22 protein-coding genes and 1 rRNA gene are annotated in these 22,105 nt (G+C 68.2%); 3 read left to right on the top strand and 20 right to left on the bottom strand.

The window, feature by feature from the left end:
- Positions 1 to 6: 6 nt before the first annotated feature.
- Positions 7 to 339 (bottom strand): SHOCT domain-containing protein, encoded by a 333-nt coding sequence (locus tag CGU34_RS12925; RefSeq protein WP_100814337.1) that lies wholly within the window; start codon positions 337 to 339, stop codon positions 7 to 9.
- A gap of 278 nt (positions 340 to 617) precedes the next feature.
- Here CGU34_RS12925 and CGU34_RS12930 point away from each other — a divergent pair, with 278 nt between their 5' ends.
- A complete protein-coding gene (locus CGU34_RS12930; protein WP_157811313.1) occupies positions 618 to 1,901 on the top strand; it encodes an HNH endonuclease signature motif containing protein in 1,284 nt (427 codons plus the stop codon).
- Between the two features lie 151 nt (positions 1,902 to 2,052).
- Here CGU34_RS12930 and CGU34_RS12935 read toward each other — a convergent pair whose 3' ends face one another.
- Complete coding sequence (locus tag CGU34_RS12935; RefSeq protein WP_100814339.1) at positions 2,053 to 2,421, bottom strand: VOC family protein; 369 nt, start codon at positions 2,419 to 2,421, stop codon at positions 2,053 to 2,055.
- Positions 2,422 to 2,484: 63 nt separating this feature from the next.
- On the opposite strand from CGU34_RS12935, the gene CGU34_RS12940 reads away from it, so the two are divergent.
- Positions 2,485 to 2,931, top strand: coding sequence for a MarR family winged helix-turn-helix transcriptional regulator (locus CGU34_RS12940; protein WP_036301943.1), 447 nt, complete (start codon positions 2,485 to 2,487; stop codon positions 2,929 to 2,931).
- A 24-nt stretch (positions 2,932 to 2,955) separates the two neighbouring features.
- Here the strand turns inward: CGU34_RS12940 and CGU34_RS12945 are convergent, their stop codons facing one another.
- From CGU34_RS12945 to CGU34_RS13005, 13 genes are all read right to left on the bottom strand, one after another.
- Entirely contained in the window at positions 2,956 to 3,855 is a 900-nt protein-coding gene (locus CGU34_RS12945) for an NUDIX domain-containing protein (RefSeq protein WP_100814340.1), read from the bottom strand.
- Positions 3,856 to 3,904: 49 nt separating this feature from the next.
- Positions 3,905 to 5,428 carry a ribosome biogenesis GTPase Der gene (gene der, locus CGU34_RS12950; protein WP_100814341.1) on the bottom strand — a complete coding sequence of 508 codons (1,524 nt, stop codon included), beginning with the start codon at positions 5,426 to 5,428 and terminating at the stop codon, positions 3,905 to 3,907.
- Positions 5,425 to 6,129: a (d)CMP kinase gene (gene cmk / locus CGU34_RS12955; protein ID WP_051514253.1), complete on the bottom strand. Its 705-nt coding sequence runs from the start codon at positions 6,127 to 6,129 to the stop codon at positions 5,425 to 5,427. The genes der and cmk overlap by 4 nt, the downstream gene beginning before the upstream one ends.
- On the bottom strand, positions 6,122 to 7,237 hold the full coding sequence (locus CGU34_RS12960) for a prephenate dehydrogenase (protein ID WP_100814342.1): 1,116 nt from the start codon (positions 7,235 to 7,237) through the stop codon (positions 6,122 to 6,124). The genes cmk and CGU34_RS12960 overlap by 8 nt, the downstream gene beginning before the upstream one ends.
- A 9-nt stretch (positions 7,238 to 7,246) precedes the next feature.
- Entirely contained in the window at positions 7,247 to 8,053 is an 807-nt protein-coding gene (locus tag CGU34_RS12965) for a pseudouridine synthase (protein WP_100814343.1), read from the bottom strand.
- A gap of 5 nt (positions 8,054 to 8,058) precedes the next feature.
- Positions 8,059 to 8,652, bottom strand: coding sequence for an SMC-Scp complex subunit ScpB (gene scpB, locus CGU34_RS12970; RefSeq protein WP_036301935.1), 594 nt, complete (start codon positions 8,650 to 8,652; stop codon positions 8,059 to 8,061).
- Positions 8,642 to 9,472, bottom strand: a complete 831-nt coding sequence (locus CGU34_RS12975) for a segregation and condensation protein A (RefSeq protein ID WP_232711672.1) — start codon at positions 9,470 to 9,472, stop codon at positions 8,642 to 8,644. Before CGU34_RS12975 ends, scpB begins: the two co-directional genes overlap by 11 nt.
- Entirely contained in the window at positions 9,456 to 10,343 is an 888-nt protein-coding gene (locus CGU34_RS12980) for a ParA family protein (protein WP_036301961.1), read from the bottom strand. The genes CGU34_RS12975 and CGU34_RS12980 overlap by 17 nt, the downstream gene beginning before the upstream one ends.
- A 119-nt stretch (positions 10,344 to 10,462) precedes the next feature.
- Positions 10,463 to 11,392, bottom strand: coding sequence for a site-specific tyrosine recombinase XerD (gene xerD, locus CGU34_RS12985; RefSeq protein WP_100814345.1), 930 nt, complete (start codon positions 11,390 to 11,392; stop codon positions 10,463 to 10,465).
- A 28-nt stretch (positions 11,393 to 11,420) separates the two neighbouring features.
- Positions 11,421 to 12,026 (bottom strand): NUDIX domain-containing protein, encoded by a 606-nt coding sequence (locus tag CGU34_RS12990; RefSeq protein ID WP_036301930.1) that lies wholly within the window; start codon positions 12,024 to 12,026, stop codon positions 11,421 to 11,423.
- Positions 12,019 to 13,728 (bottom strand): CTP synthase, encoded by a 1,710-nt coding sequence (locus CGU34_RS12995; protein ID WP_036301928.1) that lies wholly within the window; start codon positions 13,726 to 13,728, stop codon positions 12,019 to 12,021. Before CGU34_RS12995 ends, CGU34_RS12990 begins: the two co-directional genes overlap by 8 nt.
- Positions 13,729 to 13,742: 14 nt before the next feature.
- Positions 13,743 to 15,440 (bottom strand): DNA repair protein RecN, encoded by a 1,698-nt coding sequence (gene recN, locus CGU34_RS13000; protein WP_036301927.1) that lies wholly within the window; start codon positions 15,438 to 15,440, stop codon positions 13,743 to 13,745.
- Positions 15,437 to 16,426, bottom strand: coding sequence for an NAD kinase (locus tag CGU34_RS13005; protein ID WP_081766487.1), 990 nt, complete (start codon positions 16,424 to 16,426; stop codon positions 15,437 to 15,439). The genes recN and CGU34_RS13005 overlap by 4 nt, the downstream gene beginning before the upstream one ends.
- Positions 16,427 to 16,584: 158 nt before the next feature.
- Here CGU34_RS13005 and CGU34_RS13010 point away from each other — a divergent pair, with 158 nt between their 5' ends.
- Entirely contained in the window at positions 16,585 to 18,060 is a 1,476-nt protein-coding gene (locus CGU34_RS13010) for a cryptochrome/photolyase family protein (RefSeq protein WP_051514247.1), read from the top strand.
- A gap of 3 nt (positions 18,061 to 18,063) precedes the next feature.
- On the opposite strand, the gene CGU34_RS13015 is transcribed toward CGU34_RS13010, so the two are convergent.
- The 5 genes from CGU34_RS13015 to rrf all read right to left on the bottom strand — a co-directional run bounded on the left by CGU34_RS13015 (position 18,064) and on the right by rrf (position 22,035).
- Complete coding sequence (locus CGU34_RS13015; RefSeq protein ID WP_036301926.1) at positions 18,064 to 18,888, bottom strand: TlyA family RNA methyltransferase; 825 nt, start codon at positions 18,886 to 18,888, stop codon at positions 18,064 to 18,066.
- Entirely contained in the window at positions 18,885 to 19,067 is a 183-nt protein-coding gene (locus CGU34_RS13020; protein WP_036301924.1) for a hypothetical protein, read from the bottom strand. The genes CGU34_RS13015 and CGU34_RS13020 overlap by 4 nt, the downstream gene beginning before the upstream one ends.
- 61 nt (positions 19,068 to 19,128) lie before the next feature.
- Positions 19,129 to 20,169, bottom strand: a complete 1,041-nt coding sequence (locus tag CGU34_RS13025) for an HAD-IIA family hydrolase (protein ID WP_036301922.1) — start codon at positions 20,167 to 20,169, stop codon at positions 19,129 to 19,131.
- Positions 20,169 to 21,809 (bottom strand): primosomal protein, encoded by a 1,641-nt coding sequence (locus CGU34_RS17425; protein ID WP_232711673.1) that lies wholly within the window; start codon positions 21,807 to 21,809, stop codon positions 20,169 to 20,171. The genes CGU34_RS13025 and CGU34_RS17425 overlap by 1 nt, the downstream gene beginning before the upstream one ends.
- 109 nt (positions 21,810 to 21,918) lie before the next feature.
- Positions 21,919 to 22,035, bottom strand: a 5S ribosomal RNA gene (rrf, locus tag CGU34_RS13035).
- Between the last annotated feature and the right edge of the window lie 70 nt (positions 22,036 to 22,105).

Consider the following 22,105-nt stretch of genomic DNA (forward strand, 5'->3'; position numbering starts at 1 on the left):
GGCGGGTCAGCGCCCGCCGTCTCCGTTCAGTGCGGACGAGCGCGCCGCGGCATACTCCGGCTCGGAGATGGCGCCTGCCGCGCGCAGCCGGTCCAACTCTTCGAGCCGGTCGGTCAGGCCCTCGTTGGAGCCGCCGACACCGCTCTTGATGAACCGTGCGGCGACATCGGTCTGCGTGGTCATCGGGTTAAGTCCGTGCTTGCGAGCCCGACGCACATTCGCGACCAAGATGACCACGATCAACACGACGACAGCCCCGAAGAGCCAGGGAAAGATCGTCCACATCGTGTCGAAGAACGTACTGCCGGACATGGCACCTACCGTGTCGAAGCTGAACATCAGGCATCCTCCTTCGGCCGTGCGTCTCCTCCACGCTTTCACGGACAAGTGCCGGAGCGGAGCCATTCGCACGACTTACCCAGGGTCGCCGCGCGGTTTACGAGCGACGGCGGCCGCGATCGGTCTCGCCTCGCGCCGCTAGCAATTTGCACAGCGCTCGGCGAGCGAGATCCAAGGATCTTCCGATGTGAAAACTCTCATCTTTCGGCCGTGATTTCGGCAGTTTTTGGGTGTTTTTCGGGGTTCGGATGTCGGTGGTCATCCGTAGAGTTTCGAACATGCATTCGAACATTGTTGACGTCGAAACGACTGGCGTGGACGCGATCGCGCGCGAGCTCGCTGGGGAGGGCATCGAAGTCTGGCGTGCGAACGCGCGTGCCGAAGCTGCGCTCGCGCGGTTGTTCGCGAGGGCCGCGCGCGTCGGTGCGCGCCGCGTTGCCGAACTCGCCTCCCCTTCCTCCCGGGAAGCAGAGCTGCCGTTTCGTGCTTTGGCGGCGGAACTCGGTGCCGCGATGAACATGTCCGACCGGACCGTGCAACGCCGCATGAACGATGCCGCGGTTCTGGACGAGTCGTTCCCGGCCACGTTCGCGGCGTGGGAAGAGGGACGGATCGCTGGGGGCCATGTCGCGGTGATCATGGAGCACGGCACGCCCCTCGCCGACCCAGAAGCACGGGCGGCGTTCGAGCGCGAGGCATTGGCTCGGGCGGAAGGAACGACACCCGGAAGGCTGGCATCGTCGTTGGCGCGGCTTGCGGAGTCTCTGCAGCCCCGCAAGCTGGCGGAACGCCACCAACAGGCTCGGGCATCACGCGGCGCGTGTGTACGGGACATCGGCGACGGCATGGCCGAGTTCATCTCCACCCAACCCGCCGTTCTCGCGCATGCAATGCACGACCGCCTCACCCAGCAAGCCCACGCGATCAAGAACGCCGACCTGACCGACACGCGAACCCTGGATCAGATTCGGGCGGACCTCGTCGCGGACATGCTGCTCACCACGACGCCTTCCGCCGACACGGGAGCCGGGATGTCGGACGGGTTCGGTGGGCTCGGGGCGATTCGCGGGATCGTGAACGTCACCGTGCCCGCTCTCTCGCTGGCCGGCGTGACCGATGAACCAGCCGAGCTCGTGGGACGGTGCCCGATCGACCCCGCCACCGCCCGCCAGCTTGCGGGCCACGCGACGGGATGGGACCGAGTACTCGCCGACCCGATCACCGGGTGCGTGCTCGCCGTCGACCGATACACGCCATCGGCGGATATGAAAAGGTTCCTGCGGGCGAGGGATCAGCACTGCCGGTTCCCCGGGTGCCGGCAACCCGCGCACCGGTGCGATCGGGACCACACCCTCGACTACGCGTTGGGTGGCGAAACCAGCGTCTGCAACTTGGCTTGTCTCTGCAAACGACACCACACCCTCAAAGGCGAAACAGCCTGGACGGTCCGCCAACTCGGCGGCGGAATCCTCGAATGGACCTCACCCGGCGGCCACGTCTACATCGACAAACCACCCCCGGCGATCCACTTCACCCCGAACACGGATCCCCCGCCCTTCTAGGGACCTCGCCGCACCCGCCGCTCGGACGTTTCGTCTCGCTGCGCTCGCTCAACGACCGGGCTCACGGTCACTGAGCCCGCGGTCACTGAGCCTGTCGAAGTGACCCGCCGTGCCGCGGCCTCGCCCGAGCCCACCCCCACCGGGGTGGTGCCTACGCGCGGTCGTGAAGCGTGATCTGATAGCCGTCCGGGTCGGCGAAGGTGAAGGTGCGACCGAACGGGCCGTCGATCGGCGCCGAGACGATGGTCTGACCGTCGGCGACGAGCGCGTCGTGGATGTCCTGAACGTCGGTGGCGTGGAGCCAGATCGCAGCGCCGACGCCCGGTTGAGGCACGGATGCGAGGTCCGTGCCGGGAACGATGTCGCGAAGAGCGAACGCGACCGGCGTCGTTTCGAACACCACAGCGTGGGGCGGACCGGCGGGAGAGCGGACCAGCCCGAGGTAGCGCTCGTAGAACGCCTGCGAGGCCGCGAGGTCTGCCGCCTGAAGTGAAATGAAGTCGGGACCGGTAACAGGCATAACGTTGCTCCTCAGATTTATGTCAGTTTTCTGACATCTCCCAAGCTATGTCAGAATACTGACATGAGTCAAGCCGGTATCGATCTGCAGACCTCGCTGGGCTATCTGCTGAAAGAGGCGTCGAGCGCCCTCCGGTCCGCCATGGAGGAGGTCCTGCGGCCCCTCGGCATGACCGTGACGCACTACTCCTGTCTCGAGCTGCTCTCGCAGCGACCAGGCCTGTCGAATTCCGAGCTCGCCCGCGGCGCTTTCGTTACGCGGCAGTCCATGAACGTGCTGCTGCAGAACCTCGAACGCGACGGATTCGTGACCCGGGCGACCGAAGCCCGCGTCGGCAAGGTTCTTCCCACCGAGCTGACGCCGCGCGGCCGCGAGAGACTGCAGAAGGCGTCGGCCGCCGTGCGGTCCGTCGAGATCCGGATGCTGTCGGGCATGACCGAAGACGAGCAGGCTGGAGCACTGCGGATCTTGCGGAGCATGATCCGCTCGCTGCGAGACAGCAGCGCCTAACGCAAGACGCTTAGTGCAGAACGCCTAACCTAGAAGGTCGAGCAGCCAGCGCGCCCCGTGCACCGTGGCGCCAGCGCGCTCCGCGCGACGCGCGAGTCCCGCGTCGCTCGTGACGACCGTCACCGCGGCTCCGTCAAGGCTCTCCACCGCGTCAACGATCGCGTCGTCCCCGGATGCCTCGGCCCGCACGAGCTCGACAAGGCCCTCGCGATCTCCGGCACCGCGCGCGGCTCCCTCGACGACGGCGACGATGCGCGGGAACCAGCGGTCGCCGGGCAGCTCGAGAGCGGATGCCTCGAGCCCGACCGCGGCGAGATCCTCCAGCCGATCGAGCAGACGGTCCGTCGCGCCCGCGCGATCCTTCCACCAGCCATCCGGCACCGACCCGACGACGTTCGCGGCGTCCACGACGACCACGGGACGCAGGTGCAGGGCGGCGCGGAGGTGACCCCAAGCATCCTCGAACGACGGATGCAGCGGGTGATCGACGACCGCGTCGACCCGCACCCACTCGAGCGCGTGGCTCTCGGGGTCGCTGATGACCGGTGCGAAGGGCACGACCACATCGCCGATCACGGTCGTGTACGACCAGATGTCGAGGTCGAGCACGCTCGTGGCGCGCGGACGGATCGCCGAGCCGGGAACGCCGGCCTCTTCGAGCGCCTCACGCAAGGCGGCATCCATCGCCGACTCGCCCTCGTGGCGCGCACCGCCCGGCAGCGCCCACGTACCGCCGAAGTGACTCCACGAGACGCGATGCTGTAGCAGCACGCTGTCGAGCGCGGCGTCGTACGCGAGCAGTCCCGCGGCTCCGAACCGACCCCAGTAGCGTTCGCCGCTATCGGCCACGACCCAGGCATCACCCGAGTCGCGCGGCCCGAACGGCCGCCGCGGCTCACCGGGGACGGGGGGCTCGATGCTCACCCGTCCAGATTCTCACACCCGGACGGCAGTTCGGCGCCCCGAGGGCGACTCAGCGCGTGCGCTTCTCGCGCACCCGCATGTTGATCTGGATCGGGGTGCCCTCGAAGCCGAAGATCTCGCGCAGGCGACGCGCGATGAAGCGACGGTAGCCCGGGTCGAGGAATCCGGTCGTGAACAGCACGAATGTCGGCGGGCGGGACGCTGCCTGCGTCCCGAACAGGATGCGCGGCTGCTTGCCACCCCGAAGCGGGTGCGGGTGCTCGGCCACGAGTTCCGACAGGAAAGCGTTGAACTTTCCGGTCGGAATCCGCTGATCCCATGACTCGAGCGACGTCTCGAGCGCCGGCACGAGCTTGTCGAGGTGACGCCCGGTCTTCGCCGAGATGTTGACGCGGGGCGCCCACGCGACGTGCGCAAGGTCCTGTTCGATCTCGCGCTCGAGGTAGCGGCGACGATCGTCGTCGACGAGCTTGTCGGTCGACAGTAGGTCCCACTTGTTGAACGCGAGCACGAGCGAGCGGCCGGACTCCAGCACCATGTCGATGATGCGGACGTCCTGCTCGCTGAGCGACTCGCTCACATCGAGCACGACGACGGCGACCTCGGCCTTTTCCAGCGCGGTCGCGGTACGCAGCGACGCGTAGAAGTCGGCACCCTGCTGCAGATGGACACGACGACGGATGCCGGCGGTGTCGACCAGGCGCCACAGCTTGCCGCCGAGCTCGACGATCTCGTCGACCGGGTCGCGGGTCGTGCCGGCGAGTTCGTTCACGACGACGCGCTCTTCGCCCGCCGCCTTGTTGAGCAGGGAGGACTTGCCGACGTTCGGGCGACCGAGGATCGCGACGCGACGCGGCCCACCGATCTCGTGCGAGGCGACGGCCGAGATCTCGGGCAGCTTCTCCATGAGCTGGTCGAGCAGGTCGGCCACGCCGCGACCGTGGATGGCCGAGACGGGGTGCGGCTCGCCGAGACCCAGGCTCCAGAGTGCGGCGGCCTCGGGTTCGTGGCGGGCGTCGTCGATCTTGTTCGCGACGAGGAAGACGGGCTTGCCGCTCTTGCGAAGCAGCTTCACGACCTGCTCGTCGGTCGCGGTCGGGCCGACCATGGCGTCCACGACGAACAGAACGACATCCGACAGGTCGATCGCGACCTCGGCCTGGGCGGCAACGGATGCATCGATACCCCGAGCATCCGGTTCCCAGCCACCGGTGTCGACCAGCGAGAAGCGCCGATCCATCCACTCGGCCTTGTACGTGACCCGGTCGCGCGTGACACCGGGGGTGTCCTCGACAACCGCCTCACGGCGGCCCAAGATGCGGTTCACGAGCGCGGACTTGCCGACGTTCGGGCGTCCGACGATCGCGACGACGGGCAGCGCCGGCAGGTACTCGATGCCGTCGAGACCGCGCTCGACTCCGGCGAGCAGGTGCGCGTCGTCTTCGTCGAGATCGTAGTCGGCCAGGGATGCGCGAAGAGTCGCCGCTCTCTGTTCAACCAACTCGGGTTCGAGCTCCGACAATTTCTCGGCGATCTGGTCGGGGCGGCCTTCGTACTCGTCGTCAGCGCTCATGGGGTCAATCCTCGTGTTCTGTCGACGATGTCGAGGACGGCGTCGACGGTCTGTTCGAGATCGAGGTCGGTCGAATCGACCACCTCGACCCCCGGGGCGGCGGTCAGAAAGTCGACCACCCCACTGTCGGAGGCGTCGCGGCGGTGCAGGGCGTCGGCGACGACCGCTGCTTCCACGCCGGTCAGCTCGGCGCTGCGCCGGGCGGCGCGCACCTCGGGGGCTGCTGTGAGCAGCAGCCGTACGGCCGCGTCGGGCGCGACGATGGTCGTGATGTCCCGGCCTTCGACGACGATGCCCGCGGGGGCATCGGCGATGATCGAGCGGAAGAGGTTGGTGACGGCCTGACGAATCGCCGGCACGCGCGCGACGCCGCTGACGGCGTCCGATACGCGCGGTTCACGGATCGCAGCGGCGACATCCACCGAGCCGACGCGCACCCAGGTGTCGTCGGGGTTCGTCGAAATGGCGAAGTCGAAGTCGCCGGTGGCGTCGAGCACGGCGCTCGCGTCGCTCGTGTCGGCACCGCGTTCGAGCACATGCCAGGCGAGGGCACGGTATGCGGCGCCCGTGTCGAGGTATCCGTAGCCGAGGCGCGACGCGACGCGCTTCGCCACGCTCGACTTGCCGCTACCCGCGGGCCCGTCGATCGCGATCACGTTGTCGGCGGTTGCCAGCGGCACCACCGGGGTCGGTTCACTCATTGCCCGTGCCCGCCATCCGCCAGCCTCGCTCTTCCAACCCTGCCGTCGCCTGCGCGACGATCGCGGGCTCCACACTGATCTCGGCCAGGCCGAATGGGGCTCCGGGCGAGTGTTCGAGCCGCAGGTCTTCGACGTTCACGCCGAGTGCACCGAGATCGCTGAACAGGCGCGCCAACTGGCCCGGGGTGTCGTCGACCATGACGACGAGGTGCTCGAAGCGCCGGTTCTGCCCATGCTTGCCCGGCAGACGCTCGACACCCTCGTTGCCGCGCCGGATAGTGTCGGCGATCGTGCGTCGAGAGCCGGCGGCATCTGGATCCCGCAGCGCATCCGCGACGCGACCGAGGTCGGCGGCGAGCTGGTCGAGCACCTCGACGACCGGTTCGGAGTTTGCGCCGAGGATCTGGGTCCACAGCTCGGGAGCGGATGCGGCGATGCGCGTCGTGTCGCGAACGCCCTGGCCCGCGAGCCCGAGCGAATGCTCCGGCGCCTCGCGCAGCCGTGCAGCAAGAAGGCTCGAGACGAGCTGGGGCACGTGCGAGACGACTGCGACGGAGCGGTCATGCTCTTCGGGGGTCATCTCGATCGGCATCGCGCCGAGGTCGAGGGCGAGGCCTTCGACGATCGCCAAGTCGGCCGGCAGCGTCTCTTCGTCGCGGCAGACCACCCACGGGCGACCGATGAACAGGTCGGAGCGGGCCGAGATCGCTCCGCCGCGCTCGCGACCGGCGAGCGGGTGCGACCCGATATAACGCGTAAGGTCCACGCCGCGCTCGCGCAGCTCGTGCAGCGGGGCGAGCTTGACGCTCGCGACATCCGTCACGACAGCGTCCGGAAAGCGCGCCAATTCGGATGCGACGACATCGGCCGTCACATCCGGCGGCACGGCAACGACAACCAGGCGCGGCTCGTCGTCGGGGCGACTCAGGCGTCCGGCGCCGTAATCCACGGCCAGGCGCACCTGCGCGCGCGAGGTGTCATCAAGCACAACGTCGACGCCGAGTGCCGTCAGGGCGTGCCCCACGCTCGCGCCGAGCAGTCCCGCGCCGACCACGCGGACGGTGCCGCTGGTGCGCGCGGCAACACGTGGCGTGGTCGTGTCGGTCACTGAAATCTCCTACGGTGTGTCGCCCTGCGGCTCGTCGTCGCTCGCGAGGGCGGCATCGCGGCGCGCGAGGGTGAGCAGCGCGCCGCGTTCCACCTTAGTCAACTCCCGTGCCTGCCCCGCCGGGAGAGTTCCCAGGTGCAGCGGACCGAACTGTCGGCGGACGAGTTCACGGACCGGATGCCCCACCTCGGCCGTCATCCGGCGGACGATCCGATTGCGCCCCGAGTGCAGGGTCAGTTCGACCAGGCTCGTGCCGCCCGAGGCGTCCAAGAGCCGTGCCTTGTCGGCCGCGATGGGTCCGTCCTCGAGCTCGATGCCGCGGGTCAGCTGCGAGATCGTCTGGGCGCTGACCCGGCCCGACACCTTCGCGATGTAGACCTTCGTCACGCCGTAGGAGGGGTGCGCGAGCACATGGGCGAGCTGCCCGTCGTTGGTGAGGATGAGCAAGCCGCTCGTTTCGGCGTCGAGGCGACCGACGTTGTAGAGGCGCTCGGGCCATTCCTCGGTGTACTGGGTCAGGTCGGGGCGGCCGCGCTCATCCCGCATCGTGCTGAAAACGCCTGTCGGCTTGTTGAGCATGACGTAGCGCATGCCCGACTCGACCTGAACGGCGACGCCGTCGACATCGACCAGGTCCGACTCCGGATGAATCCGCGCACCCATCTCGGTCACCACGACGCCGTTCACCCGCACGCGCCCGTCGGCGATCAGCTCTTCGCTGACGCGGCGCGAGGCGACCCCCGCCTGGGCGAGGACCTTCTGCAGCCGCACACCGTCGGCCGAGGCATCCGTCGTCGGGAGATCTTTTTCGCTCATGCTGCTTACCGTCCCAGTGCTTCGTCGAGGCTGTCGTCGTCCGAGACATCGGGCAACAGCGGCGAGATCGGCGGTAGCTCGTCGAGCGAGTTGATGCCGAGGTTCACCAGTAGCGCGTCGGTCGTCCCGTAGTGGATCGCCCCGGTCTCGGGATCCGCGAATTCTTCCGTGATGAGGCCACGACCCAGCAGTGTTCGCACGACCGAGTCGACGTTGACGGCGCGAATCGCCGCGACCTGGCCGCGCGTGACCGGCTGCTTGTACGCGATCACGGCGAGGGTCTCGAGCGCCGCCTGCGACAACCGCGACGGCGCCTGCGTGTTGACGAACTCACTCACCAGGTCGTCGTGCTCTGCACGAACGTACAGGCGCCACCCCCCGCCGACCTCGCGCAGCTCGAACCCGCGACGCGGCCCGCCGGCCAGTCCGTCGTAGTCCGCGACCAGCGCCTCGATCGCCTGACGAACGGCGGCGACGGGTGCCGACACGGCTGTCGCGAGGGCGACGAGACTCTGCGGCTCTTCGACGACGAGCAGGATCGCCTCGAGACGGCGGGCGACGTCGGCGGTTGCTGAGCCTGTCGAAGCATCAGTGGTCATAATCGGCCCCCAGGCTCGCAAGTTGTTCGTCGGACCAGTTCTCGGCCGACCATCGGAGGGTGAGTTCGCCGAGCGGTTCGACCTGTTCGAACGACAGCGCCGCGTGGCGGTACAGCTCGAGGATCGACAGGAATCGCGCCACCACGATGCCGGGTTGCGTGACCCCGGCGACCAGCTCGCGGAAGCTCACCGACTCGGCCCGACGCAGCAACGACACGACAACCGCCGCCTGTTCGCGGATGCTGACAAGTGGCGCGTGCAGGTGCTCGAGTCCGACGTGCGGTATCTCGCGCGGGCTGAAGGCCAGCAGCGCGAGGGCGGCGAAGTCCTCGACCGATATCGTCCAGACCAGCTCCGGCACGGCCGCGCGGTGCTTCTCGTCGAGTCGCACGGCACGAGCGTGCCGCGTGTCTTCGCTCTGCAGTCGGGTGCCGAACCATCCGGACACCTCTCTGAATGCGCGGTACTGCAGCAGGCGCGCGAACAGCAGGTCTCTCGCCTCGAGCAGCGCAACGGATTCGGAATCGACGAGCTCACCCTGCGGCAGGAGCCCGGCGACCTTCATGTCGAGCAGGGTCGCTGCCACGACAAGGAACTCGCTCGCGCGCTCGAGTTCTTCGTCCGGGTCGAGCGCGCGCAGATACGAGATGAACTCGTCCGTCACCTTGCTGAGCGCGATCTCGGTGATGTCGAGTTCGTGCTTCGAGATCAGAGAGAGCAGTAGATCGAACGGGCCGTCGAAGCCCGTGACCGAGACGCGGAACCGGCCGTCGCCGTCCCCGTCTTCGACCGCCTGTGCGGCCTCAGGCGACGTCGCCACGCGCGACCAGTTCCCGCGCCAGGCGCAGGTAGGCCTGGGCGGCGGCGTGTTCGGGGGCGAATTCGATGATCGGCAGTCCCGAGACGGATGCATCCGGGAACTTCACCGTGCGGCCGATGACGGTCTCGAGCACATCGTCACCGAAGGCCTCGACAACGCGCTCGAGCACCTCACGGGCGTGGAGCGTGCGCGCGTCGTACATGGTCGCGAGAACCCCGTCGAGTTCGATCGCGGGGTTGAGGCGATCGCGCACCTTCTCGATCGTCTCGATCAGCAGGGCGACGCCGCGCATCGCGAAGAATTCGCACTCCATGGGGATCAGCACCCCGTGGCTGGCCGTCAGGGCGTTGACCGTGAGCAGCCCCAGCGAGGGCTGGCAGTCGATCAGGATGACGTCGTACTCGCGCGAGATGTGGCGCAGCACGCGCGCCAGGATCGTCTCGCGCGCGACCTCGTTGACCAGGTGCACCTCGGCGGCGGACAGGTCGATGTTGGCCGGCAGCACGTCGAGGCCCTCGGTGCGCGAGGGGACGATGATCTCGCGCGGATCGCGCTTCGTGTCGAGCAGCAGGTCGTAAACGGTCGGCACGTCGTGAGTCGCGATGCCGAGGCCGGCCGACAGCGCACCCTGCGGGTCGAAGTCGACGACGAGCACGCGGCGGCCGTAGTGCGCGAGCGATGCGGCCAGGTTGATGGTCGTGGTCGTCTTGCCGACCCCGCCCTTCTGGTTGCAGAGCGAGATGATGCGCGCCGGACCGTGCGAATCGAGCTTCGGAGGTGTGGGAAAGCCGTGGTACGGACGACCGGTGGGGCCGAGGGGTGCCTCGTCCGTCGAGGAGGCCTTCTTCGTGCCCCGCGCGCTGCCCGCCACCGATACTCCCTGCGTCACCTTGTCAACGGCACCTGAACGCCATCTCGTGGACCGATTCTAGTCACCCGCGCACCCTCGACCCCGGCGGCGCGCGCGGGCGCCGGCGTGTGTCCGACGCGTTAGCGTGCCCGCGGGTGCGATGTCGCGTACACATCGCGCAGGGCATCAACGGTCACGTGCGTGTAGATCTGCGTTGTCGCAACCGACGCATGCCCGAGAAGCTCCTGTACGACACGCACGTCGGCGCCGCCCTGCAGCAGGTGCGTAGCGAACGAGTGGCGGAGCGTATGCGGCGAGACATGGGCCGAGATCCCCGCTTTTTCGGCGGCGGCACGGATGACGAGCCAGGCGCTCTGCCGAGACAGCGGCGCCCCGCGGGCACCGAGGAACAGCCGAGGCGTCGGGCGACCCCGAAGCGACAGCTCGGGGCGCACCCGGGTCAGATAGGCATCGACCGCCTTACGGGCGAACGACCCGACCGGCACGATGCGTTCCTTGTCACCCTTGCCGCGCAGACGCACGATGTCGCCGGCGCCTTCTCCGCCCACACCGCCCCCGCCCACGAGGTCGTCCACGTCGAGCGTGACCACCTCCGACACGCGGGCGCCCGTGGCGTACATCAGCTCGAGCAGAGCCCGATCGCGGAGGCCAATGGGGTCCTCCCCCGACGGGGCCGCGAGCAACTGCTCGACCTGGTCGATCGTCAACGCCTGGGGCAGGCGCCGGGCGGCCTTCGGCGGGCGAAGCCGGGCCGACACATCCTCGTCCTCGATCCCCTCGCGGGCGAGATGCCGATGCAGCCCCCGCACCGAGGACTGCAGGCGCGCCAGGCTCGACGCGGCGGGAGGCGGGTATGCCGCGGCTCGATCGGCGACGTAGCGCCCCACGACATCCGGGGCGACGTCCGTCGTGTCGAGAAAGCCCTGGTCTGTCAGCCAGGCGACATAGTCGCCGAGGTCGCGTCGATACGCCGCGACCGTGTGCTCAGACAACCCGCGCTCGATCGAGACGTGGCGCAGGTACGCCGTCACGGCTCGATCAATGCGCACCGGGGTTCGGCTCCGTCCCGGACCCGGCTCAGCCCGCCGCGCGGCGGCGGTTCTCGGTCGCCGCTCGGCGGCGGTGTTCGGCGGCCGCGAGCACCGCGACGATCAGGATCGCGTTCTGCATCCGGCCCTCGAGCACGGCCGTCACGACATCGTCGAGCGGGACCCATTCGAGGCGGATGTCGGCCTCTTCGGCCTCGCGTGCGTACGTCTCGGGCGCGGGAGAGATGCCCTCGGCCAAAAAGATATGCACGACCTCGTCGCTGCCCCCGGGCGAGGTCTTGATGCTGACGAGTTCGCTCCACCGACTCGCCGTCAGGTCGGCCTCTTCGGCGAGCTCACGCCGTGCGGTGTCTGCGGGCGGCTCCCCCGCGATGTCGAGGAGCCCTGCCGGAATCTCCCAGTCGCGCGAGCGGATCGGATGGCGATATTGCTGCAGCAGCAGGATGCGTCCGTCGTCATCGATCGCGGCGATCGCGACAGCTCCCGTGTGGTCGACGTAGTCGCGCGACGTGGACTCGCCGTTGTAGTCGAAGGTGTCGCTGCGTACATCCCAGACGCGGCCGGGATAGACGACCTCGCTACGCGTGATGTGGATTTCGGCCGGCTCGTCGCGCAGCGCGCTGAAATCAGTCATTTTCCACCGGATCCACGTCGAAGAGTTCGCTCGCGCGGTGACGCTCGAGCGCGGCGCCGACGAGTCCGCGGAAGAGCGGATGCGGTGCGGTCGGGCGCGACCGCAGTTCGGGGTGCGCCTGCGTGGCGATGTAGAACGGGTGCACGTCGCGCGGAAGCTCTACGTACTCGACCAGTGCCCGGTCGGGTGACAGGCCCGAGAACACCAGGCCCGCCTCCGTCAGCCGATCACGGTAGGCGTTGTTGACCTCGTAACGGTGGCGATGACGCTCCGAAATCTGCTTCGCGCCATACAGCTCGGCGGCAAGCGAGCCGTCGCGCAGGTCCGCGGCGTATAGGCCGAGGCGCATCGTGCCACCGAGGTCTCCCCCGGCGATGATCTCGACCTGCTCCGCCATCGTCGCGATGACCGGGTATTCGGTGTCGGGGTCGAACTCGCTCGACGAGGCACCCTCGAGCCCGGCGAGGTTTCGCGCGTACTCGATGACCATGCACTGCAGCCCGAGGCACAGCCCGAGCGTGGGGATGCCCTGCTCGCGCGCGAACTTCAGCGCGCCGAGCTTTCCTTCGATGCCGCGGATGCCGAAGCCACCGGGCACGCAAATGCCATCGACATCCGCCAAAGCGCGAGCCGCGCCATCCCGCGTCTCGCACAGATCCGACGGGATCCAGCGGATGTTGACGTGCGTCTCTTGCGCAAAACCACCGGCCTTGAGTGCCTCCGTGACCGAGAGGTAGGCGTCGGGTAGGTCGATGTACTTGCCGACCAGGCCGATCGTGACCTCGTGCTTGGGGTTGTGTACGGCGGCGAGCACCCGCTCCCACCGCGACCAGTCGACATCCTTCGCGTCATCGAGCCCGAGTGCGTTGACGATGTAGGCATCGAGGCCCTGGTCGTGCAGCATCGTCGGGATGTCGTAGATGCTCGGCACGTCGACGGCATTGACCACGGCGTCCTCGTCGACGTCGCACATCAGCGCGATCTTGCGCTTGTTCGACTCGGTGACGGGACGATCGCTGCGCAGCACGAGCGCGTCAGGCTGGATACCGATCGAGCGGAGGGCCGCGACCGAGTGCTGCGTGGGCTTGGTCTTCTGCTCGCCCGAGGCACCCATGAAGGGCACGAGCGAGACGTGCACGAAGAACACGTTCCGGCGCCCGAGCTCGTGGCGAATCTGACGCGCCGACTCGATGAACGGCTGCGACTCGATGTCGCCGACCGTTCCACCGACCTCGGTGATGATGACGTCCGGCTGGGGATCCTGCGTGGCCTGCAGACGCATCCGGCGCTTGATCTCGTCGGTGATATGCGGGATGACCTGCACGGTGTCGCCGAGGTACTCGCCGCGACGCTCGCGCGCGATGACCTGCGAATAGATCTGGCCGGTCGTGACGTTGGCGGCCTGGCTCAGCTCAACGTCCAGGAAGCGCTCGTAGTGACCGATGTCGAGGTCGGTCTCGGCGCCATCATCGGTGACGAAAACCTCGCCGTGCTGGAACGGGTTCATCGTTCCCGGATCCACGTTCAGATAGGGATCCAGCTTCTGCATCACGACCCGCAGACCCCGCGCCGTCAGCAGATTGCCGAGGCTCGCGGCGGTGAGGCCCTTACCCAATGAAGAAACGACACCACCGGTCACGAAGATGTGCCTCGTGATGTGTTTGGTGATGTCGTTCGATGTTCCCGATGCAGTTTCCGCCACGGGCTTTAATCCTATCAGTCGCGGGAGCCCGCGAGCCCGAGCAGCTCGCGCGCGTGCTCGAGCGCCGCGGCCGAGTCGGGAAGCCCCGACAACAGCCGCGCCATCTCGGCGGCGCGCTCGGGCCCTTCGAGCCTGCGGACACTCGAGGCGGTCACCGATCCGTCGTTCTCTTTCACGACGGTCAGGTGGTTGGTGGCGAACGCGGCCACCTGCGCGAGGTGCGTGACGACGATGACCTGGGATGCCTCGGCCAGGCGTGCCAGGCGACGCCCGACCTCGATCGCGGCGGCTCCGCCGATGCCCGCGTCGATCTCGTCGAAGACGAAGGTCGGGACGGGATCGGTCTCGGAGATGACGACTTCGATCGCCAGCATGACGCGGCTCAGTTCGCCGCCCGAGGCGCCCTTGGCGACCGCGCGGGGTTCGGCTCCGGGATGCGGGGCGAGCAGCAGGGCAACCTCGTCGCGGCCGTCCGCACTCGGGGTTCCCGCCGACACCGTGACCTGCAGGCGCGCGTCGGGCATCGCGAGCGCGCTGAGTTCGGCGGTGACGGAATCGCCGAGGGTCACGGCGGCTTCGGTTCGACGCTCGGTGAGGGTCGCTGCGGCGTCATCGAGTTCTCGTGCCGCGGTGTCCTTCTCGGCGGCGAGTTCTTCGATGCGGGCGTCGTCGCCCTCGAGCTCTGCCAGACGTGCGGCACCGGTTTCGGCAAGCGCCAGAACCTCGTCCAGCGTCGTCCCGTGGTGGCGAACGAGGGCGCCGAGCGCCGCGCGTCGCGTCTCGACGGCGTCGAGTTCGAGGGGCCCGGATTCATCGAGGTCCGCGAGGTAACCCGAGAGGTCCGTCGCGATCTCGGCGGCACGGAATCCGAGCTCGGCGACCTGCTGCGAGAACGTCTCGAGCGCGGGATCCTGGGCGCTGGCGCGTTCGAGCAGGCGGCGCGCCTCGCCGAGCAGGGTCGAAACGTCCACGGCGTCCGCCTCGGAAGACAGCGCCTCGCGGGCGCCCGCCGCCGCCGCGCGCAGCTCTTCGACGTTGGCGAGGCGTTCCGCGCGCTGAGCGAGCTCGACATCCTCACCCGGCTGCGGTGCGACATCCTCGATCTCGGCGAGGGCCGCCCGCAGCGTCTCGGCCTCGGCCGTGCGCGCGTCGCGCTGGGTCGTCAGGGACGTGTGTTCGGCGTCGAGTTCTCGCCAGCGATTCCACGCCGTGCGGTAGGCGGCGAGCGCGTCACGAACGCCCGCTCCCCCGAATCGGTCAAGGGCATCGCGCTGCGCTGCCGCCGAACGCAGGCGCAGCTGGTCGGATTGCCCGTGGACGACAACGAGATCATCGGCGAGGTCGGCGAGTACCCCGGCCGGCGCCGCGCGTCCGCCGACGCTCGCGCGGCTACGCCCCTCGGCCGTGACCGTGCGGCTCACGTACAGTTCGGCGCGGTCGGCCCCGAGCGGCTCGAGGTCTCCCCCGGCTTCGCGCACGCGGTCGGCGACGGATCCCTCGGCCGGAACGTTCCAGATTCCGGCGACCTCGGCTTGGCCGCCCGAACGGACGACCCCCGAGTCGGCGCGCTGGCCGAGCAGCAGGCCGAGGCCCGTGACGACCATCGTCTTACCGGCACCCGTCTCACCGGTGATGGCCGTGAAGCCCGGGCCGAGCGGCAGGGTCGCTTCGGCGATCACCCCGAGTCCGGCCAGGCGTACTTCCTCGATCACGCGCCCGCCCCGGGGTGGGTCGCAGGGTCGGCGTCGGATTCGGTCGGTTCGTGCATCGCCCAGGTCTCGGGCTCGGCCGATATGGGCCCGCGCCATCCTTCGACCGGCAAACGGAACTTGCGGACGAGCCGGTCGGTGAACGCCGCGGGATGCAGGCGCGCGAGACGGACGGGCTCGGGCGAGCGGCGCACCATGACGCGGGCACCGGGCGGCAGGTCGTGCGAGCGGCGGCCGTCGCACCACAGGATGCCCGTGCCATTGGTGCGCTCGAGCACCTCGATCGCGATCGTGGCCTCGGGGCCCACGACGAGCGGCTTGGCGAACAGGGCATGTGCGGACAGCGGCACGACCGCCATCGCCTCGACGGTCGGCCAGATCACGGGTCCGCCGGCCGAGAAGTTATAGGCGGTGGAACCGGTGGGGGTCGAGACGACCATGCCGTCGCAACCGAAGCTCGAGAGCGGCCGACCGTCCACCTCGAGTACGACCTCGAGCATCCGTTCGCGGCTGGCCTTCTCGACCGTCGCCTCGTTGAGGGCCCACGTTTCGTAGATCAGCGAGTCATCGGAATCCTGCACGCGCACCGCGAGCGCCAGGCGCTCCTCGACCCGGTAGTCGCCGAGGATGGCGCGGTGCACAGCCTCGTCCAGTTCATCGCGCTCGATCTCGGCGAGAAACCCGACGTGCCCCATGTTGATGCCGAGCACCGGGGCCGTGCCGCCGCGCACGAGTTCTGCGGCGCGCAGGATCGTGCCGTCGCCACCGAGCACGATCGCGAGCTCGATCTCGTCGACGGGAACGTCGATGCCGAGCGTGCCGGTGTTGTCGAACTCTTCGATCGCGGCACCCAACTGGGCTCGATCATCCGCGGAGAATACGGCGCGAGCGCCCGCTGCGACCAGGGCGGCGGTCACGCGGCGCGCAGCGGCGACCGTATCGTCACGCAGCGCATGCGCGACGACCAGGATGTTTCGCGTGCTCGTCATGCCGCTCCCGCCGGTTGGTTCGCCTCACCCATTCTGTCGGATGGCTCCCGTTCGCCGGGCCGCCCGCGCGCTGGGGAGGAGATCTCGGCTTCGGAGGACGGATGTCGAGGCATGCATCCTCCGAAGCCGAGATCTCCTCCGGCTGCGAGACTGGAGAGATGAAGGCTGCGCTGGTGCTCGCGACGCAGGTGCTCGAAGACCACCCCGCCTACTCGGACCCCGAGATCGACCTCATTCTCTTCGTCGAGAACGCGCGGAGCTTCGAGCGTCGCCCGTACCACGCGCACAAGATCGTGCTGCTGCTGGCTTCCCTGCGCCATGCGGCCGCTCGCCTCGAAGAGCGCGGCATCGCCGTCGCGTACCGCCGGATGGACGCGGACGAAACGGGCGCGAACCAGCCCAGGGAGTCGTTCGGTGACGCGGTGGGGGCGCTCGTCCGCGAGCACAACATCACCCACCTCGCCTGGATGGCGCACACCGACCCGCGCGTTCAGGGCTCGATCGAGAAGATCGCTGCCGGACACAGGCCGCAGACGCGCACCTACCCCGACGAGCTCTTCCTCACCCCCGAGGCGCTGGTCGACGAGTGGTTCGCGACACACCCGACGGCCCGGATGGAGGACTTCTACCGCTGGCAACGTCGGCGCACGGGCATCCTGATGGAGGGCGGCGCACCCGAGGGACGCCGGTGGAACTTCGACGCCGAGAACAGGCATCCGCTCCCCCGCGACAAGAAAACGAAGGCCCACACCCTCGACATCCCGACGGTGCCGATACCCGAGCCCGATGAGATCACCCGCTCGGCCATCGCGGACACGCAGCGGTTCTTCGGCGATCATCCGGGCGACCCGCGGACCTTCTGGCTCCCCGTCACCCCCGCGGGGGCACGCGCATGGGTCGATGACTTCGTCACCCGTCGCCTGTCCGATTTCGGACGCTACGAAGACGCGATGGACGCCGACGAGCCGTTCCTTTTCCACTCCGTGCTCAGCCCCCTGATCAACATCGGGCTGCTCACGCCTCAGGAAGCCGTTGACCGGGTTGAGCGGTCCGATGCCCCCCTCGAATCGCGCGAGGGTTTCATCCGCCAGGTGATCGGATGGCGGGAGTACATGCGCGGCGCTTTCCGCGCGCAGCCCGCGCTCGAGAACGCCGATTACTTCCACTTCACGCGCACCCTCGAGGCATGGTGGTACACCGCGGAAGGGATCCCCGACGACATCCCCACGCCGGTCCGCACCGTCCTCGAACGCGTCCATCGCTACGGCTACGCGCACCACATCGAGCGCCTGATGGTGCTCGGCAACTGGTTCCTGCTGCAGGGCTACCACCCACGCGAGGCCTACGAGTGGTTCTCGGCGATGTTCGTGGACGCGTACGACTGGGTCATGGTGCCGAACGTGCAGGGCATGAGTCAGTTCGCAGACGGTGGCCGTGTGGCGACCAAGCCCTATATTGCGGGCGGGGCCTACCTGCAACGCATGGGGTCGTGGTGGCCGAGCGCGAAAGCCGCGCAGGCGGATGCCTTCACCGACGCCTACTGGCAGTTTCTCGACCGCAACGAGCCCCAGCTCTCGGACAACCACAGGCTCGCCATCCCCCTGGCGCAGATGCGCAAGCGCCGCGAGAACTAACCGTCAGCGCTGGGTGAGCTCGTTCACCAGGGCGAGCCACGCGGTCGGGTTCGCAGCATCCGCGTCCGCGCCCTCATCGGCAACGTCGCGCACCCGGAACCACGCCACGAACTCGTGGTTGCCGTGCGTCCCGGGCAGCGGCGAGGCAATCACGCCATGTGTACCGAGGCCCGCGTCCCACGCCGCCCACAGCACGCCCGCAACAGCATCCGCACGCGAAGCCGGATCTGTCACCAACCCACCGCGGACGGATGTGCGGCCCACCTCGAACTGCGGCTTGATCAGCAACACGGCATCGCCAGCGGCGTCCATCGTTGCGCGGACGGCCGGAAGGACCAGCCCCAGCGAGATGAAGGACAGGTCGCCGGTCACAAGCGAGGGCGCGAGCTCTGTACCGCTCGCGGCGGCGAGGGACTCGGGCGTCATGTCGCGAACGTTGAAGCCCTCGACCGAGATGACCCCCGCGTCATCCTTGATTCGGTCCGACATCTGGCCATGCCCGACATCAACGGCGATCACCGGGTCGGCGCCGCGCTCGCGCAGCACTTGCGTAAAGCCGCCGGTCGAAGCGCCCATGTCGAGCGCCACCCGCCCCGCGACCTCGACCGGGAACGCGTCGAGCGCCGCCACGAGCTTGTGCGCGGCGCGGCTGACGTAGTGGTCGAACGCGGCGACCTCGATCAGCGACGACTCCTCGACCTTCGCCGAGGACTTCACGACGGGGCGGCCATCGACCGTCACGAGGCCCTCGGCGATCAGCCCCGCTGCGTGCGTGCGGGAACGCGCGAGTCCGCGGGCGGCCAGGGCCGCGTCCAGACGCTCACTCATCGGTCGCCGGATGCCGAAGCGCGCGGATCGGCAAGACCGCCCACGCCCTCGAGCTCACGCGAGAGTTCGTCGTACAACGCGTCGAACGCGGCGGCACGGGTCGCGAGGGGCTGCTCCTCGACCACTCGCAGGCGCGACACGAGGCTGTCGTCGAAAGATGCCTCGGGCGTGTTGCTCATCGTCCCAGGATACGACGGGGCTGACGGATGCCTCGGCGCCCCGCCTCACACGAGCCGCGGATCAACGCCCAGCGCGAAACGGGTCGTCGTAGAGCCGCTCGGGCACGCGCAGTCCGTAGATCGCACGACCCGAGTCCCAGATCGCACGGGCAGCGGCGCGAAGCAGGTCGATCTGTCGCGACCCCTCGGCCACGATCTCGACGTCGTTGCCGGCGACACGCACGGTGGCGTCACCGATCGTGACCGCGCCATCCTTCGCGCGTGCTTTAGCCGCCGGATACGGCTGCGACAGCTCACGCAGGTCGCCGAGGATGAAGTCCGGACGCGAACCGGCGGGCGCGGCAAGAACGTGCTTCGGCCGGTCGATGCCCGTCAGCACCAGGGCCGACGCGATACCGGCACGCTGGGCACCGAGGATGTCGGTGTCGAGTCGGTCGCCGATGAAGAGCGGATGCTTCGACCCGAACCGCGCGATCGCCTCGACGAAGATCGGTGTCTCGGGTTTGCCCGCGACCGTCGCGAGACGCCCGACCGCGGTGTGCACGGCGGACACGAGCGTGCCGTTCCCCGGCGCGATGCCACGAGCCTGGGGGATCGTCCAGTCCGTGTTGGTGGCGATCCACGGGATACCGCCCTCGTCCTCGGGCAGAGCCAGCGCGTACGCCGCCTCGGCCAGATCCCGCCACGCCACATCGGGCGCGAAACCTTGAACGACGGCGGCGGGCGCGTCCTCGGCGCTGCGGGTGACGACGTATCCGGCCTTCTCGACCTCGACGGTCAGGCCCTCTCCGCCGACGACCAGCACACACGAACCCGCGGGAAGCATGTCCCGCAAGAGACGCATTGCGGCCTGTGGGCTCGTGATGACGTCTTCGGGTTGAACGGCCAGCCCGAGTTCTCGCAGCTGCCCCGCAACCGTGGCGTCCGTACGCGAGGCGTTGTTGGTGATGTAGCCCAGGCGGCGCGTCTGACCCGCAGCGTTCAGCGCCTCGACAGCGTGCGGAATCGCCTGATGCCCGGCGTATACAACGCCGTCGAGATCGGCCAGGACCGCGTCGACCCCGTCGAGCGGTGTCGGGCTCGTCCTTCCGAGGAAAGCCATCAGTCGGATGCCTCGGTCTTGTCGCTCTTCACGCCCTCATCGGGCTCGGGGGTCGATTCGCCGTTGTCTTCGACATCCGCAACGTCTTCGAGATCAGCGTCTTCATCGAGATCGGCGTTTTCATCGACATCAGCGTCATCATCGAGATCGATGTCGAGCTCTTCGACCTCGTCGATCTCGAGCACGTCGTCCGAACCGTCACCATCGAGCGCCGCCTCGGCGACTTCGGCAAGCTGGGCCCATCGAGCGGCCTCGTCCAGACGTCCGAGCTCTTCGAGCACCGTGGCGCGCGCAGCGAACAGGCCGGGACTCCAGGGGAAGGCCTTGTCGGGATCCAGCTCGGGAATATCGAGCTCGCGCAGGGCGCGCTCGGGGTCGCCAAGATCCAGACGGGCGCCAGACATAGCAACCGCTAGTTCAACCCGCGTCTCGATCGGAAGCGAATCACGCTCGACCGCTCGTCCGACCTCGAGCGCGCGGTCGGGTCGCCCGACGCCACGCTCGCTGTCGACCATCATCGCGATCTGGTCGTCGCTACCCGAAATACGCCGATACGTGCGCAATTCGCGAAGCGCCAGCGCAAAGTCGCCCACGGAGTACGCCGTGATCGCGAGCGATTCCCGGACGACCGCGACGCGGCCCGCCTTGCGGGAAGCCGCGAGGGCGTGCTCGTGCGCAAGTGCCGGGTCTTCGTCAATCAGACGGACGGCCATCGCCAGGTGGCGACCGACCGTATCGGCGTTCTCCTTGCTCAGGGTGCGCAGTTCGTTTCGCGCACTCGGGTGCAGATCACGGGCTGTGACATCGTCGGGCAGGAACGGATCAGGAATGCGCGGCTCGAAGTCACGATCGCGGTCCCGGGGCGGGGCGTCGCTGCGGTTATAAGTGGGACGACCAGAGTTGCCGTCGCGGCGTTCGTAGGGTGGGCGCGAACCTCCGCCATCACGGTTCTCGTACGGTCGACGAGGCCCGTCGCCGTCACGCTTGACGTAGGGCGGACGCGAGGAGTTCCCGTCACGCTTCTCGTATGGACGACGCGGCGCGTCGCCATCACGCTTCACGTACGGCGGACGTGAGCCACCGCTGTCACGGTTTTTGTATGGGCGCCGCGGAGCGTCACCATCACGCTTGACGTAGGGCGGACGCGAGGAGTTGCCATCACGCTTGACGTAGGGCGGACGCGAGGAGTTGCCATCACGCTTCTCGTACGGCGGACGCGAAGAGTTGCCATCACGCTTCTCGTACGGCGGACGCGATGAATTGCCATCACGCTTCTCGTACGGCGGACGCGATGAATTGCCATCACGCTTCTCGTAAGGCTTGCGCGGAGCATCACCGTCGCGCTTCACGTACGGCGGACGCGAACCACCGCTATCCCGGTTCTCATACGGGCGACGGGGCGCATCACCATCACGCTTCACGTAGGGCGGACGCGAGGAATTCCCGTCACGCCTCTCGTACGGCTTGCGCGAAGCGTCACCATCGCGCTTCACATATGGCTTGCGTTGAGCATCGCCCCCACGAGGCGTGCTCGGACGGCGATCAGCGCCACCACCGGTGCGGGGCGAACGTCCGGAGGCGCCGCGCGCTCGATCGGGCCCACCGCGACGCTCATCGTCCTTGCGGTCGTCGTCTGCCATGTTTCCGATCCTTTCGCGAACCGCCCGTCGGCGGAATCGCACTGTTGCAAAACAACTGTGTTAACGAAGAAAGGGCCACCCAGCATTGGGTGGCCCTTTCTTGAAAGAAGTCCGGCGGTGTCCTACTCTCCCACAGGGTCTCCCCTGCAGTACCATCGGCGCTGAGAGGCTTAGCTTCCGGGTTCGGAATGTAACCGGGCGTTTCCCTCTCGCTATGGCCGCCGAAACACTATTGATGTTTCAATCAGCATAACAAAGTCATTGTTATGCGGTTCTCGACCGTACATCGAGAACCA

It is taken from the genome of Microbacterium lacus, from assembly GCF_002812805.1.
Classification (GTDB): domain Bacteria; phylum Actinomycetota; class Actinomycetes; order Actinomycetales; family Microbacteriaceae; genus Microbacterium; species Microbacterium lacus_A.

What these genes read in the sequence shown, in the direction of transcription:
- CGU34_RS12925 (WP_100814337.1), bottom strand. Translation starts at nt 339, where the DNA reads ATGTTCAGCTTCGACACGGTAGGTGCCATGTCCGGCAGTACGTTCTTC.
- CGU34_RS12930 (WP_157811313.1), top strand. Translation starts at nt 618, where the DNA reads ATGCATTCGAACATTGTTGACGTCGAAACGACTGGCGTGGACGCGATC.
- CGU34_RS12935 (WP_100814339.1), bottom strand. Translation starts at nt 2,421, where the DNA reads ATGCCTGTTACCGGTCCCGACTTCATTTCACTTCAGGCGGCAGACCTC.
- CGU34_RS12940 (WP_036301943.1), top strand. Translation starts at nt 2,485, where the DNA reads ATGAGTCAAGCCGGTATCGATCTGCAGACCTCGCTGGGCTATCTGCTG.
- der (WP_100814341.1), bottom strand. Translation starts at nt 5,428, where the DNA reads ATGAGCGCTGACGACGAGTACGAAGGCCGCCCCGACCAGATCGCCGAG.
- cmk (WP_051514253.1), bottom strand. Translation starts at nt 6,129, where the DNA reads ATGAGTGAACCGACCCCGGTGGTGCCGCTGGCAACCGCCGACAACGTG.
- CGU34_RS12965 (WP_100814343.1), bottom strand. Translation starts at nt 8,053, where the DNA reads ATGAGCGAAAAAGATCTCCCGACGACGGATGCCTCGGCCGACGGTGTG.
- scpB (WP_036301935.1), bottom strand. Translation starts at nt 8,652, where the DNA reads ATGACCACTGATGCTTCGACAGGCTCAGCAACCGCCGACGTCGCCCGC.
- CGU34_RS12990 (WP_036301930.1), bottom strand. Translation starts at nt 12,026, where the DNA reads ATGACTGATTTCAGCGCGCTGCGCGACGAGCCGGCCGAAATCCACATC.
- CGU34_RS13005 (WP_081766487.1), bottom strand. Translation starts at nt 16,426, where the DNA reads ATGACGAGCACGCGAAACATCCTGGTCGTCGCGCATGCGCTGCGTGAC.
- CGU34_RS13010 (WP_051514247.1), top strand. Translation starts at nt 16,585, where the DNA reads ATGAAGGCTGCGCTGGTGCTCGCGACGCAGGTGCTCGAAGACCACCCC.
- CGU34_RS13015 (WP_036301926.1), bottom strand. Translation starts at nt 18,888, where the DNA reads ATGAGTGAGCGTCTGGACGCGGCCCTGGCCGCCCGCGGACTCGCGCGT.
- CGU34_RS13020 (WP_036301924.1), bottom strand. Translation starts at nt 19,067, where the DNA reads ATGAGCAACACGCCCGAGGCATCTTTCGACGACAGCCTCGTGTCGCGC.
- CGU34_RS13025 (WP_036301922.1), bottom strand. Translation starts at nt 20,169, where the DNA reads ATGGCTTTCCTCGGAAGGACGAGCCCGACACCGCTCGACGGGGTCGAC.
- CGU34_RS17425 (WP_232711673.1), bottom strand. Translation starts at nt 21,809, where the DNA reads ATGGCAGACGACGACCGCAAGGACGATGAGCGTCGCGGTGGGCCCGAT.